Annotated in this window: 12 protein-coding genes; 3 read left to right on the plus strand and 9 right to left on the minus strand. The window is 60.8% G+C overall.

From position 1 onward, the window contains the following. Positions 1-175 precede the first annotated feature (175 nt). A complete protein-coding gene (gene ercA / locus B7L09_RS30815) occupies positions 176-1,339 on the plus strand; it encodes an alcohol dehydrogenase-like regulatory protein ErcA (RefSeq protein WP_094471970.1) in 1,164 nt (387 codons plus the stop codon). Continuing rightward, a complete protein-coding gene (locus B7L09_RS30820) occupies positions 1,323-3,050 on the plus strand; it encodes a hybrid sensor histidine kinase/response regulator (RefSeq protein WP_094471971.1) in 1,728 nt (575 codons plus the stop codon). The genes ercA and B7L09_RS30820 overlap by 17 nt, the downstream gene beginning before the upstream one ends. Here the strand turns inward: B7L09_RS30820 and B7L09_RS30825 are convergent. From B7L09_RS30825 to B7L09_RS30855, 7 genes are all read right to left on the minus strand, one after another. Next, positions 3,035-3,919 carry an aldose 1-epimerase gene (locus B7L09_RS30825; RefSeq protein WP_094471972.1) on the minus strand — a complete coding sequence of 295 codons (885 nt, stop codon included), beginning with the start codon at positions 3,917-3,919 and terminating at the stop codon, positions 3,035-3,037. The two genes, B7L09_RS30820 and B7L09_RS30825, sit on opposite strands and share 16 nt — an antisense overlap. 126 nt (positions 3,920-4,045) lie before the next feature. Next, positions 4,046-5,326: a TRAP transporter large permease gene (locus B7L09_RS30830; protein WP_094471973.1), complete on the minus strand. Its 1,281-nt coding sequence runs from the start codon at positions 5,324-5,326 to the stop codon at positions 4,046-4,048. Beyond that, positions 5,327-5,854, minus strand: a complete 528-nt coding sequence (locus B7L09_RS30835; protein ID WP_094471974.1) for a TRAP transporter small permease — start codon at positions 5,852-5,854, stop codon at positions 5,327-5,329. 78 nt (positions 5,855-5,932) lie between these two features. Beyond that, positions 5,933-6,904 (minus strand): TRAP transporter substrate-binding protein, encoded by a 972-nt coding sequence (locus B7L09_RS30840; protein ID WP_094471975.1) that lies wholly within the window; start codon positions 6,902-6,904, stop codon positions 5,933-5,935. 62 nt (positions 6,905-6,966) lie between these two features. Then, positions 6,967-7,860 (minus strand): SMP-30/gluconolactonase/LRE family protein, encoded by an 894-nt coding sequence (locus tag B7L09_RS30845; RefSeq protein WP_094471976.1) that lies wholly within the window; start codon positions 7,858-7,860, stop codon positions 6,967-6,969. A gap of 53 nt (positions 7,861-7,913) precedes the next feature. Continuing rightward, the gene (locus tag B7L09_RS30850) at positions 7,914-8,732 is read right to left on the minus strand and encodes an NAD-dependent epimerase/dehydratase family protein (protein WP_094471977.1); all 819 of its coding nucleotides are present in this window, start codon (positions 8,730-8,732) and stop codon (positions 7,914-7,916) included. Between the two features lie 184 nt (positions 8,733-8,916). Further along, the gene (locus tag B7L09_RS30855; protein ID WP_094471978.1) at positions 8,917-10,212 is read right to left on the minus strand and encodes an OprD family porin; all 1,296 of its coding nucleotides are present in this window, start codon (positions 10,210-10,212) and stop codon (positions 8,917-8,919) included. Between the two features lie 330 nt (positions 10,213-10,542). On the opposite strand from B7L09_RS30855, the gene B7L09_RS30860 reads away from it, so the two are divergent. Continuing rightward, the gene (locus tag B7L09_RS30860) at positions 10,543-11,163 is read left to right on the plus strand and encodes a TetR/AcrR family transcriptional regulator (RefSeq protein WP_094471979.1); all 621 of its coding nucleotides are present in this window, start codon (positions 10,543-10,545) and stop codon (positions 11,161-11,163) included. Positions 11,164-11,304: 141 nt separating this feature from the next. On the opposite strand, the gene preA is transcribed toward B7L09_RS30860, so the two are convergent. Together preA and B7L09_RS30870 are read right to left on the minus strand one after the other, a co-directional pair. Next, the gene (gene preA, locus B7L09_RS30865; protein WP_094471980.1) at positions 11,305-12,579 is read right to left on the minus strand and encodes an NAD-dependent dihydropyrimidine dehydrogenase subunit PreA; all 1,275 of its coding nucleotides are present in this window, start codon (positions 12,577-12,579) and stop codon (positions 11,305-11,307) included. Then, positions 12,579-13,946, minus strand: coding sequence for an NAD(P)-dependent oxidoreductase (locus B7L09_RS30870; protein ID WP_094472014.1), 1,368 nt, complete (start codon positions 13,944-13,946; stop codon positions 12,579-12,581). The genes preA and B7L09_RS30870 overlap by 1 nt, the downstream gene beginning before the upstream one ends. Positions 13,947-13,989: the final 43 nt, after the last annotated feature.

A 13,989-nucleotide genomic window follows, 5' to 3' on the forward strand; every position in this document is an offset into this window, starting at 1 on the left:
GCTTGCTGGCGATGAGGCCCGCGAGCCATACGTCGCCAGTGCGGCCGCCATCGCCAGCAAGCCGGCGCCTACAGGGGATCTGCGGTGAATGGGGACCAGCCATTGGTCTGATTGCATTCGCGTCGGGATGGGTTAGTGTGGTTCTACCTTCAAAACAATAAAAACAGGCTTTCCAATGAGCCAGAGTCTCAGCCAGCTGCGTAAATTCGTTTCGCCTGAAATCATCTTCGGTGCCGGTTGCCGGCACAACGTCGGCAACTGCGCCAAGACCTTTGGTGCGCGCAAGGTGCTGGTGGTCAGCGACCCCGGTGTGATTGCTGCCGGTTGGGTGGCCGATGTCGAAGCCAGCCTGCAAGCCCAGGGCATCGAGTACTTTCTCTATAGCGACGTGTCGCCCAACCCGCGGGTCGAGGAAGTCATGCTCGGCGCCGAGCTGTACAAGGAAAATCATTGCGATGTGATCGTCGCGGTCGGTGGTGGCAGCCCGATGGATTGCGGCAAAGGCATCGGCATCGTCGTCGCCCACGGCCGCAACATCCTTGAGTTCGAAGGCGTCGATACCATCCGCGTGCCCAGCCCGCCGTTGATCCTGATTCCGACCACCGCCGGCACCTCGGCCGATGTCTCGCAATTCGTGATCATTTCCAACCAGCAAGAACGCATGAAGTTCTCCATCGTCAGCAAGGCCGTGGTGCCGGACGTGTCGTTGATCGACCCGGAAACCACCCTGAGCATGGACCCGTTCCTGTCGGCCTGCACCGGCATCGACGCGCTGGTGCATGCCATCGAAGCGTTCGTTTCCACTGGTCACGGGCCGCTGACCGACCCGCACGCACTGGAAGCGATGCGCCTGATCAACGGCAACCTCGTGCAGATGATCGCCAACCCGACCGACATCGCCCTGCGTGAGAAGATCATGCTCGGCAGCATGCAGGCCGGTCTGGCGTTCTCCAACGCGATCCTCGGCGCGGTGCACGCGATGTCCCACAGCCTCGGCGGCTTCCTCGATTTGCCCCACGGCTTGTGCAATGCGGTGCTGGTGGAACACGTGGTGGCGTTCAACTACAGCTCGGCACCGGATCGCTTCAAGGTGATCGCCGAGACCCTGGGCATCGATTGCCGTGGCCTCAATCACCGGCAGATTTGCGGGCGGCTGGTCGAGCACCTGATCGCCCTGAAACACGCGATCGGCTTCCATGAAACCCTGGGTTTGCACGGGGTCAGCACCGCCGACATTCCGTTCCTGTCGCAGCACGCCATGCACGATCCGTGCATTCTCACCAACCCGCGCGAATCCAGTCAGCGTGATGTCGAGGTCGTCTATGGCGAAGCCCTCTGACGAGCAGCAACGCGCGCTCGCCGGGCTACTGGGACTGGGCAGCCACTCGGCGCGCAAGAGCCATTACCCGGAACTCGCCGCACGGCTGGACGAGCTGGAAGCCGAGCGCAATCGCTACAAGTGGCTGTTCGAAAACGCCGTGCACGGGATCTTCCAGGCCAGCCTGTTGCAAGGCATGCGCGCCGCCAACCCGGCGCTGGCGCGGATGCTCGGCTATCAGGACCCGCAAGAGGTGTTGTTCTCGCTGGCGGACCTGGCGAGCAACCTGTTTGTCGGCGGTGCCCGGGAGCTGGAAAACATCGGCGAAATCCTCCGCCACCAGGGCAGCCTGCACGGCTATGAAACCCAATTGCGGCGCAAGGATGGCAGCAGCCTCGATGTGTTGATGAACCTTCTGCTCAAACCCGATCAGGAAGGGCTGGTGGAGGGTTTTGTCGCCGACATCACCGAACGCAAACTCGCCCAGCAGCGCCTGCAACAACTCAATGACGAACTGGAGCAGCGGGTGACCGCGCGCACCGACGAATTGCTCGAAGCCAATCGCAACCTGCAACAGCAAATCACCCAGCGTAAACAGATCGCGGAAGCCTTGCGCGACGCCCGGGACGCCGCCGAAGCCGCCAACCGCAGCAAGGACAAATACCTCGCAGCCGCCAGCCATGACTTGCTGCAACCGCTCAACGCCGCGCGTTTGCTGATCTCGACCTTGCGCGAGCGCAAATTGCCGGACGTCGAGCAGGTGCTGGTGGAGCGCACGCACCAGGCGCTGGAGGGCGCTGAAGATTTGCTCACCGACTTGCTGGACATTTCCCGGCTCGATCAGGCTGCCGTCAAGCCGGATGTCGCGTTGTACCGCCTCGACGAATTGCTCGCGCCGCTGGTCTCGGAGTTCCAGTCGGTGGCTGAGGCCGCCGGGTTGAACCTGCGGGTGCACATGGGCGATTACGCGATTCATACCGACTTGCGTTTGATGACGCGGATCTTGCGCAACTTTCTCAGCAATGCCTGCCGTTATACCGATGAGGGTAGCATTCTGCTGGGGGCCAGGCGGCGCGGCGACATGCTGCGCCTGGAAGTGTGGGACACCGGGCGCGGGATCGCGGCCGACCGGCTGGACTCGATCTTCCTCGAATTCAATCAACTGGATGTCGGGCGCGCCGCCGACCGCAAAGGCGTGGGGCTGGGGCTGGCGATTGTCGAGCGTATTGCGAAGATTCTCGGCTATAAAATCGGCGTTCACTCACGGCCGGGACGCGGTTCGATGTTCAGCATTGACGTGCCGATTTCCCATGAGGTTCCGCTGCCGATCAGTCTGGCTGCGCCGCAGCCGGGCACGGGTAATCCGCTGCCGGGCCGGCGCCTGCTGGTGCTGGACAACGAAGTGAGCATTCTGGAGAGCATGAGCGCGCTGCTCGGGCAGTGGGGCTGCGAGGTGGTCATTGCCACGGATGAGCACTCAGCGCTGGCGGCCCTGCAGGGACGGGCGCCGGAACTGATTCTGGCGGACTACCACCTCGATCACGGGGTGGTGGGCTGCGATGTGGTGCGGCATTTGCGCGAGCATTTCAGCCAGACGATTCCTGCGGTGATCATCACCGCCGACCGCACTGACCAATGTCGGCGCTCGTTGCAGCGACTTGGCGCGCCGCTGCTGAATAAACCGGTGAAACCCGGCAAGTTGCGTGCGGTGCTGAGTCAGATGTTGGGGTAGTCGAGAGGGCGATAGTGCAGGCTCAAACCCAGTTCGGTGGATTGACCTTGCTCCAGCAGACGCAGCCCCGGCCGACCCGGCAAGTGGTGGGCGTTGACCGGATGGCTGACCGGTTCGATGCAGAAAAACCCCAGGCCCACCGGGCAGTAGAGCAGGTAGTAATCGCTGCCGGTGGCCTGGCATTCCAGTTCATAACCGAGCTCGGGCTGCTGGATCAGGCAATGACCGTCCCATGTGCAGAAACCGTTGTCGACCAGCGTGTCCGGCAGCGTTTTGAGCTGATGAAAGTCCCACTCGGCGGGCACGTCCATCCGTTCGGTCGGCAGTTTCGATTGATCGCATAACCAGACTTTTTCCGCCTTGGCCTGTAGCCGGGTGTTGGCGGTGCGCGGAAAGTACGGGTGCAGGCCGAGCCCATGCCACGCAGGGTGTTTGGCCAGGTGGGTGACGTGCAGATCGATACTCAATCGGCCCTCTTTCAGATGAAACCGCTGCCGGGCGCGATAGGCGAAGGGTGCAGCGCTGTTGAGTTGCAGGACGACTTCGTCATGGGTCTGCGACATCACCTGCCACGGTTGTTGCCAGGCACTGCCGTGAATCGGCAGCGGATCGGTGAGGCTGTTGGGCGTCAAGNCNAGCCAGCCATTGGGGCAGTCAAAACCTCCTTCGGCGATGCGGTTAGACCAAGGGGCCAAGGGATAGCAACCGAGTTTGCCTGGCAGGCCGGTGTTCAGCGCGTGGGCGTCGTTGTGGCGCAGCAGCGGTTGCCCGGTGCTGCGAACAGTCCAGTTGACAACGCTGCCGCCGAGTTCGGGGGCGAGGGTGAGGTGGGTGAGATCGTCTGTGAGTTCTAGAATATTTGGCGCCATGATTTTCCTGCTAATGAAGTGCTTTTGTGGCGAGGGAGCTTGCTCCCGTTCGGCTGCGAAGCAGTCGAGAAGCCCCCCAGCGGGAGCAAGCTCCCTCGCCACAGGGAGTCTTGCCCGACACCGGTTTTACAACACCAGATTCGGCAACCACAGCGACAGCGCCGGAATGTAGGTCACAGCCATCAGCACCAGGAACAGCACGCCGTAGAACGGCAGCAGCGCTTTCACGGTTTTCTCGATACTGACTTTGCCCACGGCCGACCCCACAAACAATACCGCGCCCACCGGCGGCGTAATCAACCCGATTCCCAGGTTCACCAGCATGATCATGCCGAACTGCACCGGGTCCACGCCAATGCCCAGAATCACCGGCATCAGGATCGGCGTCAGGATCAGGATCAGCGGCGCCATGTCCATCACGGTGCCGAGCAGCAGCAACATGACGTTGATGCACATCAGGATCACGTAACGGTTGTCCGACAGGGTCAGGAACATCGTGGTGATCTTCGACGGAATCTGCATCAGCGTCATGATGTAGCCGAAGCTCGCTGCGAAGCCGATCAGGATCATCACGATCGAAATCGTCCTCACCGTGCGGTGCATCAGTTTCGGTAGCTCGCTCCACTTGTAGTCGCGGTAGATGAACATGGTCACGAAGAACGACCACAGCACCGCAATCGCCGCCGATTCGGTGGCGGTAAAGATGCCCGACAAAATGCCGCCGAGGATGATGACCATCGCCATCAGGCCCCACATCGCTTCGCCGCAGATTTTCAGTGCCTGTTTCAAGGGAATGACTTCGCCCTTGGGGTAGTTGCGCTTTTTCGCGAAGATCAGGCACAGCACCATCAGGCACGCGCTCATCAGCAAACCCGGGACCACGCCGGCCATGAACAGCGACGCAATCGACACCGTGCCGCCCGCGGCCAGGGAATAGAGCACCGAGTTGTGGCTTGGCGGGGTCAGCAAGGCTTGCACCGAGCCGCTAACTGTTACGGCCGTGGCGAATTCACGGGGATAACCACGGCGTTCCATCTCTGGAATCAGCACCGAACCGACCGAGGCCGTGTCGGCCACCGATGAACCGGAGATCGCGCCGAAGAACGTCGAAGCCATGATGTTGACCAGCGACAAGCCGCCACGCACAAACCCGACCAGCACACCGGCAAAGGCCACCAGCCTGCGGGACATGCCGCCCTCGGCCATGATCGCGCCGGCCAGGACGAAGAACGGAATCGCCAGCAAGGAGAATTTGTTCACGCCGCCGGCGACCTGAATCATCAGCGCCTGGAACGGGATGTCGATCCACCACGCACCGATCAGGGCGGAAAGCCCCAGTGCATAGGCGACCGGCATGCCGATCAGGATCAACGCAATAAAACTGCCCAACAGAATCAACGCGTCCATTCAGGCAGCCCCTTCGCTTTCTTCAACCAGGTCGAAACGCACGACCCGACGGTTGCTCTGGTCACCGAGCAAGAGTTTTTCCAATACAAAGATCAGCGTCAGCAACCCGCCAATCGGGATCGGCATGTAGGTGATGCCGACGCGCAACGTCGGCATCGCGCTCATGAACTGATTCCAGGTCGACAGGCACAGCTTGGTGCCCCAGATCGCCATGAACAGGCAAATGGTCGCCATCAACAGCTGGGAGAAAATACTCATGGCTCTGCGCAACTCGGGGGCCATGCGATCAGTGAGCATCGCCACCGCCATGTGCGCACCGGCGCGGTAACTGGCCGCGGCGCCGATGAAGGTGAAGACCATCATCAGCAAGATGGCGGTGGGCTCCGGCCAGCTGGAGCCGGTGCCGAGTACGTAGCGGGCGAAGACGCCCCAGGGAATGATCAGGGAGATCGTCAGGACCGACAGACCGGCGACCCAGATGCAGGTCATGTAAATCCTGTCGTTGATGCGTAGCAGCAGATTCTTCATCGTGTTCCACCGTAACCGGGCGCGCGCTGACATACACCAACGTCAACGGCGCCGGGCCTTTCATGAGGGCAGGGAGGGTTACTGAACGGCTTCGATGCGCTTGATCAGGTCGGCGTAAGGCGCGCCGTATTTCTCGCGGATCGAGGCGGTGGCCTCATAGAAAGGTTTCTTGTCGACGGTGATGAATTCGACGCCAGCGGCCTTGAGTTTTTCTTCACTGCTGGCGGATTTCGCGTCCCACAAGGTGCGCTCCTGCGCCTGTGCGGCCTTGGCGGTTTTCTTCACCAGGACTTGCTGCTCGGGGGTGAGTTTGTCCCAGGTGATTTTCGACATCACGATCGGCTCAGGCAGGATCAAGTGGCCGGTCAGGCTGTAGAACTTGGCGTTCTGGTAGTGGTTGTGTTCAAGCAGGGTCGGCGGGTTGTTTTCCGCGCCATCGATCACGCCGGTTTGCAAGGCGCTGAAGATCTCGCCGGTGTCCATCGCAATGCCGTTGCCGCCCATGGCGTTGATGGTTTCGATGAACATCGGGTTGCCTTGCACGCGGATTTTCATGCCCTTGAGGTCTTCAAGTTTACGCACCGGTTTTTTCGTGTAGATGTTACGCGTTCCACCGTCCATCCAGGCCAGGGCGACCAGGTTGAATCCGGAGTTGGTGATCTTGTCGAGAATCTCGTCGCCGACGTCACCGTCGATGACTTTGCGCATGTGCGCCTGGTCGCGGAACACGAACGGCATGTTGAACACGTTCACGTCCGGCACTACCGGCCCGACGATGCCGAGGCTGACCCGGGCCATCTGGATGGCGCCGACCTGAGCCTGTTCAACCACTTCTTTTTCCGAGCCGAGCACACCGCCGGCGAACATCTTGAAGGTCAGGGTGCCGTTGCTGTCGGCCACCAGGGTTTTGCCCAGTTGTTCCTCGGCCACTACGGTCGGGTAACCAGCGGGGTGGATGTCGGCGAATTTGATTTCCAGCGCCTGGGCGGCACTGCTGAGGGTGAAGGCCAAGGGGAGTGCAGCGGCGAGCAAGGTGCGTTTGAAGTCCATTGGGGGTGTCTCCAGTTTGTTATTTTTTTTGTATTCAAGGCGCAGCGGTGCAGCAGAAGCGGTTAAAGCAGGTCGTTGAACAGCGGTTCCGGTAAACCTTTGACGCCGGGATTGAGCGCGAACACGCCGCCGGCCAATGATTGCGGGTCATGGTCGTCACCGGGGCGAATCGAGGTCACGAACAGCGTGTCCAGTCGACGGCCACCGAAGGCGCACATGCTGGGTTTTTTCACCGGCACGCTCAGGGAACGGTCGAGGCGACCCTCGGGGGTGAAGCGGTGAATCAGCCCGGCGTCATTGGCGCAGATCCAATAGCAGCCGTCGGCATCTACCGCTGCGCCGTCGGGGCGCCCGGGGTACTGCTGCATATCGACAAACACACGGCGATTGGACGGCGTGCCGGTTTCGATGTCGTAATCGAAGGCCCAGACCTGCTGCACCAGCGGATGGGAGTCCGACAGGTACATCGTCCGGCCGTCCGGGCTGAAGCCCAGGCCGTTGGGCACAATGAAGCCGTCGAGTCGCGCTTCAAGCGGCCCGCGTTGCCCGGCGCTGTAGCGATACAACGTGCCATCGGCGGCGTTGGCGCCCATGTTCAGCACCATGCTGCCAGCCCAGAAACGGCCCTGACGATCACAGCGACCGTCGTTCAGGCGCATGTCGACGCGGGCATGTTCAACGTGGGCCAGCAGTTCGCTGTCGAGGCTGCCGTCGTTGTGCGGCTGCAAATGGAAGAAGCCGCTTTCCATCCCGGCCACCCAGCCGCCATCGCGGTGACGGGCAATACAGGCGAGCATTTCCGGGGCTGTCCAGGCATCGACATGACCGCTGTCGGCGCTCCAGCGTTGCAATCCACCGGCAGGAATATCCACCCAATAAAGGGCGTTTTCCTCGTGGACCCAGACCGGGCTTTCACCGACCGCGTTACGGGCATCGACAATCAGTTCGGCTTGCATGGCAACTCATTCCCTTGGGTTTTTGTTGTGGGGATCAAGTGAAGTCAGCGGGTTCAGTCACCGAACGGGCCGGACGCCACAAACGCGCCACCCTCGTAAACCATGGCCGGGTCATCCGCGGCGGGCATCGGCTGCGCTTCGACTTTTTCGCGGAACACTTCGGAGCTGTCCTGCGGCGCATAGCCCAAGGCGGTCGCGAAACGGTTGTCCCACCAGACGTTCTTGTTGTCGGACATGCCGTAGACCACGGTATGGCCGACGTTCGGCGTGTACAGCGCGCGTTCGAGCAATTGAGTCAGGTCATCGAAACTCAGCCAGGTGTGCATCATCCTGCGGTTTTGCGGCTCGGGGAACGAGGAGCCGATGCGGATGCTCACGGTCTCGATGCCATAGCGATCAAAGTAGAAACTCGCCATGTCTTCACCGTAGGACTTGGACAACCCGTAGTAGCTGTCCGGGCGGCGCGGCGAATGTGCGTCGATGGTTTCGCCTTGCTTGTAGAAACCGATCACGTGGTTGGAGCTGGCGAAGATCACGCGCTTTACACCCTGGCGGCGTGCGGCTTCGTAGATGTGGAAGACGCCGCAGATGTTGGCGCCGAGGATTTCTTCAAACGAGCGCTCCGTCGATACGCCGCCGAAGTGCAGGATCGCGTCCACGCCGTCGACCAACTGGTGCACGGCTTGCTTGTCCGCCAGATCGCAGGTGACGACTTCTTCGCGATCATCGATGGCCGGGGCCATGTTGGCGATGTCCGACAGGCGCAGCACCTTGGCGTAAGGGCGCAGGCGTTCGCGCAAGACTTTACCCAGCCCGCCGGCGGCACCGGTCAGCAACAGGCGATTGAAAGGGGCTGTGGAAGTGGTGGTCATGGGAGTCCCTGAGTGCGCAATTATTGTTGTAGGTTGTCGTATGACTTTGTCGAAGTATCGTAAGGCTTTCCGAGTCTTGTCAACGCGACTTTGGTTGAAAATGACGGAGGGTCATCGCAGTGCTGCATCGCTCTGTACTTCACACTGACGCTCCCACAGGTTTGAGCCAGCCAGAACAAACGCCTTACAACAACGAAATCGGGTAGCTGATGAAAATGCGGTTTTCATCGAATTCGTTGGTGCTGAAGCTCTTTCGAATGGTCGCGTTGCGCCATTTGACGTTGAGGTTCTTCAGCGGGCCGCTTTGCACGGTGTAGGCCAGTTCCGATTCGCGGCCCCATTCCTTGCCATCCGTGATCGCACCGGTGTGCACGTTATCGCCGCTGATGTAGCGGTTCATCATCGTCAGGCCGGGAATGCCGAGGGCGACGAAGTTGTAGTCGTGGCGCAACTGCCAGGATTTTTCCTTGGCGTTGTCGTAGCTGGAGTTGTAGCTGTCGTTGGCCAACGTGCCCCCGCTGGTGCCGTTGACCCGCATCCAGACATCGTCGCCACTGAGTTTTTGCAGGCCGACGTAGAAGGTGTTGCCACCGTATTTGGCCGAGAGCATGGCGAACGCGGTTTTGTTGTCGAGGTCGCCGGCGAGGGCGCTGCCGTCTTCCTTGCCGTTGAAATAACCCAGGTTGGCGCCCAGGGTCCAGTCGCCGATGGGCTGGCTGTGGGTCAGGTTGAAATATTGCTGCTGGTAGATGTCGCTGAGCTCGGCGTACCACACGCCGACTTGGGTGCGCTTGTCGTTGAAGCTGTATTCGCCGCCGCCGAAATTGAAACGGTTGGAGGTGAACGCGGCTTTGCCGTTCATGAACATATCTTCCATGCTCGCATCGTTGCGCGGGCTGTTCTGGCGGAACTGGCCGCCGTAGAGCGTCAGGCCGCTGATCTCGGTGGAGGTGACCTGGCCGCCACGGAAGGTCTGCGGCAGGGAGCGGCCGTCGTCGGAGCGCAGGATCGGCAGCACCGGCATCCATTCGCCGACCTTCAGTTCGGTCTTCGANATTTTGGTTTTGAGGGCCACGCCCATGCGGCCGAAATTGTCGGCAGGGCGGCCGTCGTCGTGGATCGGCAACAGCTGTGTACCGCCCGTGCCTTTACCGCCGTCGAGTTTTTGCGAGTACAGGCCCAGCACATCCACGCCGAAACCGACGGGCCCCGGGGTGAACCCGGACCTGGCGTCGAGGATGAAGTTTTGCGTCCATTCCTCAGCCTTGCTCTGGGGATAGGCCGGGTTGGTGTAATTGCGATTGATGTAGGCGTTACGCAGGTTCAACGTGGCTTTGGCGTCATCAACGAAACCTTCTGCATAGCTGGTCATCGGCAAGGCAAAGGCCAGGCCGCTGCAACCGATCAGGCTCAGGGTAGTGCGGCGTACAAAGGTCGGGCGAGGGGTGCTGGCGAAGGAATTGCGGACGAGTTTGCTCACAGTGAGGCTCCCTTTTTTCTTGTTGTTTTTATTATTTGTCGTACGTCGTCGTACAACATTTGGGCGATTATTTGCGGGGCTTTCAGGGATTGTCAATCAGAAGTTATACGATGACTTGACGAGTTGTCGTCGAATCCCTGTGGGAGCGGGCTTGCTCGCGAAAGCGGTGGTTCGGCTTGCTTGAGCAGCATCGTGAATACCTCGGAGGCAGGTCGAAAGAAGCGCCAGTTTACCTGCGAGCACCTGGGTAAACGAAGTTTAGTTTTTCCCTTGTCGCCGCGAGGTAGAGCGGATGCTAGTCTTGGCCAACGCTGTAGTCAGGGAGCCCTCATGGGCAATCACAAGATCGAGATTCGTCGCAGTAACGTCGAGAAGATTTTGCTCGGGGCCGAAAAAGTCTTCGCTGAGAAAGGCTATGGCAGCACCGCCATGGCTGACATCGCCGAAGAGGTGCAACTGCCGCGCTCCAACCTGCATTACTACTTCACCACCAAAAGCGAGCTGTACAGCGCGGTGCTGTTCGACCTGCTGGAGCTGTGGAAGCAGGATGCCCTGAGCTTTGAAACCTTCGATGACCCACGGGTGGTGCTCAGCAGCTACATCCGCGCCAAGATGCAGCGCTCGCGTACGCGGCCGTATGGCTCGAAAGTCTGGGCCAATGAAATCATCCACGGCGCGCCGACACTGGGTGAGGCGCTGGACGAAAGCCTGTACGACTGGGCCAAGATGAAAGAAGCGAAAATCCGCCAGTGGGTGGACGACAAACGCATCCTGCCGGTGGAACCTTCAAGCCTGCTGTACATGATCTGGGCCTCGACCCAGCATTACGCGGACTTTGATCATCAGGTGAATATCCTCAATGACCATCAGCCGCTGTCGGACATGCAGTTCGAGCGGGCGGTGCAGACGGTGACAAGTGTGATATTGCGGGGGATCGGGTTGGAGCCTTGAGATTTACGTTGTTGCTGCCGACCCTATCGCGGGCAAGCCCGCTCCCACAGTGATTCATGTCGTACACACAGGCTGTGTACACCAGAGAATCCTGTGGGAGCGGGCTTGCCCGCGATGGCGTCCTGTCAGACGCCGCAGAACTCAAACGGCTACATGGTACGGATTCCTCGGATCATGATTCCAGTCCAGAAACGGNTTNCCCGTCTCTATCGGCACCATCTCAATGCAATCGGCCACCGGGCAGGTGATCTGGCACAAATTGCAGCCCACGCACTCATCGTCAATCACTTCATACTTATGCGTTCCGTCTGCCTGCTTCAAACTGGCCACCGCCTGGTGCGAGGTATCTTCGCAAGCAATGTGGCAGCGTCCGCAGCCAATGCACGCGGCCTGATCAATCTTGGCGATCACCTGATAGTTGATGTCCAGGTACTTCCAGTCCGTGGTATTGCCCACCGCCCGCCCGGAAAATTCCTGCAAGCTTGTGTAGCCTTGGCTGTCCATCCACCGCGACAGCCCATCCTTCATCTCCTCGACAATTCGAAACCCATGCAGCATCGCAGCCGTGCACACCTGCACCGAGCCGCTGCCCAGGGCGATGAATTCTGCTGCATCACGCCAGCTGCCAATGCCGCCAATGCCGGAGATCGGCAGGCCCTGGGTCTGCGGATCGCGGGCGATTTCAGCGACCATGTTCAGTGCAATCGGCTTCACCGCCGAACCGCAATAACCGCCGTGGGTGCTTTGGCTGCCGACGGTAGGATTGGCGACCATGCGCTCCAGATTGACGCTGGTGATCGAGTTGATGGTGTTGATCAGCGACACCGCATCGGCCCCGCCGCGATGGGCTGCACGGGCGGCGACGCGGATGTCGGTGATATTCGGCGTGAGCTTGACGATCACCGGCAGCGAGCAATACGTCTTGCACCAGCGCGTCACCTGCTCCACGTATTCCGGCACCTGGCCGACCGCCGCGCCCATGCCCCGTTCCGGCATGCCGTGGGGGCAACCGAAGTTCAGCTCGATGCCGTCGGCGCCCGTGGCTTCCACCAGCGGCAGTATGNATTTCCACGATTCTTCAACGCAGGGCACCATCAACGACACGATCAGCGCGCGGTCGGGCCAGTCCTTTTTGACCTGGGTGATTTCCCGCAGGTTGATCTCCAGGGAACGGTCGGTGATCAGCTCGATATTGTTGATGCCCAGCACTTCACGGTTGGCGCCGTAATGCGCCGAGTAGCGTGACGACACGTTGACCGCCGCCGGGTCTTCACCGAGGGTTTTCCACACCACGCCGCCCCAGCCCGCTTCGAAAGCGCGGACCACGTTGTAGGCCTTGTCGGTGGGCGGCGCGGAGGCCAGCCAGAACGGGTTGGGGGCTTTGATACCGGCGAACACAATCGAGAGATCGGCCATTACGCAGCCTCCACGTTGAGCATCAGTTGAACGTTGATGGCCTCGGCTGCCCGTTTGCCATGCTGCACGGCTTGCACGGTGAGGTCCTGATCGAGGCTGGTGCAGTCGCCGCCGGCATACACGCCGGGGATGCTGGTGCGCAGCTGTTCATCGACCTGGATGCGGTCGCCCTGGCGCTGGAGTTCGCGTGCCATCGGGTCGGCGAGGGCGCTGGCATCGAAGGCCTGGCCGATGGCTTTGAAAATCGCGTTGGCGGCCAGCTCGAAGGTTTCGCCGGTGGTTTGCAGACGACCGTCCACCAGGTGCGTGCGGGCGAAGCGCATGCCGCGCACGTTGCCTTGGTCATCGAGCAGCACTTCTTCAGGTTGTGCCCACGTCAGCAAGCGCACTTGATTGGCCTTGGCGATGTCCTGTTCGTGGTCGGTGGCGCCCATTTCCTCGACGCCGCGGCGGTACACCAAATTCACGTCGTGGGCCCCGAGACGGGCCATTTGCACGGCCATGTCGATGGCGGTATTGCCCGCACCAAGGACGATGCAATGATCNGCCAGAGGCAGTTGCNTGAGGTCATCGGCCTGACGCAGTTCGCGGATGTAGTCGGTGGCGGCGAGCAGGCCGGGGGCGTCCTCGTGGGGTAAGCCGAGTTGCTTGCTGGCGGCCAGGCCGAGGCCGAGAAACACCGCGTCGAATTGCTGATGCAATTCGCTGAGGGTCAGGTTCTCGCCGAGTTTCTGGCCGTGACGGATTTCGATGCCGCCAATCTGCAGCAGGAACTCAAGCTCCTTCTGCGCATAGTCATCCACCAGTTTGTACTTGGCGATCCCGTATTCGTTGAGGCCGCCAGCCTTTTCCCTGGCTTCGAAAATCACCACGTCGTGGCCGTGCAAGGCGGCGCGATGGGCACACGCCAAACCCGCCGGCCCGGCGCCGACCACGGCGATGCGTTTGCCGGTCGGTGCAGCGCGTTGGAACGGGTGTTCGCTAAAGTGCGCGTTGTCGATGGCGTAGCGTTGCAGCAGGCCGATCAGCACCGGCGCGCATTCTTCGGCGTTGTTACGCACGCAGGCTTGCTGGCACAGGATCTCGGTGGGGCACACCCGCGCGCAACTGCCGCCGAGGATATTCGCCGAGAGGATTTTCTGCGCCGCGCCCTGTACGTTTTCGGTGTGGATATTGCGGATGAACGACGGGATATCGATCTCGCTGGGGCACGCATTCACGCAGGGCGCGTCGTAGCAATACAGGCAGCGCGAGGCTTCCAATTGGGCCTGGCGGGCGTTGANNGGCGGTGCCAGGTCGGTGAAATGACCGGCGAGGGCGGCCGCATTCTCGTAGGGATGCGGGAGGTGGTTCAGGGACTTGATCACGGTGTTGGCCTCACGGTTATTTGAGGTGATGCCTCTGGTGGGC

It is taken from the genome of Pseudomonas mandelii (assembly GCF_002251635.1).
In the GTDB taxonomy this organism is placed as follows: Bacteria; Pseudomonadota; Gammaproteobacteria; order Pseudomonadales; family Pseudomonadaceae; genus Aquipseudomonas; species Aquipseudomonas mandelii_B.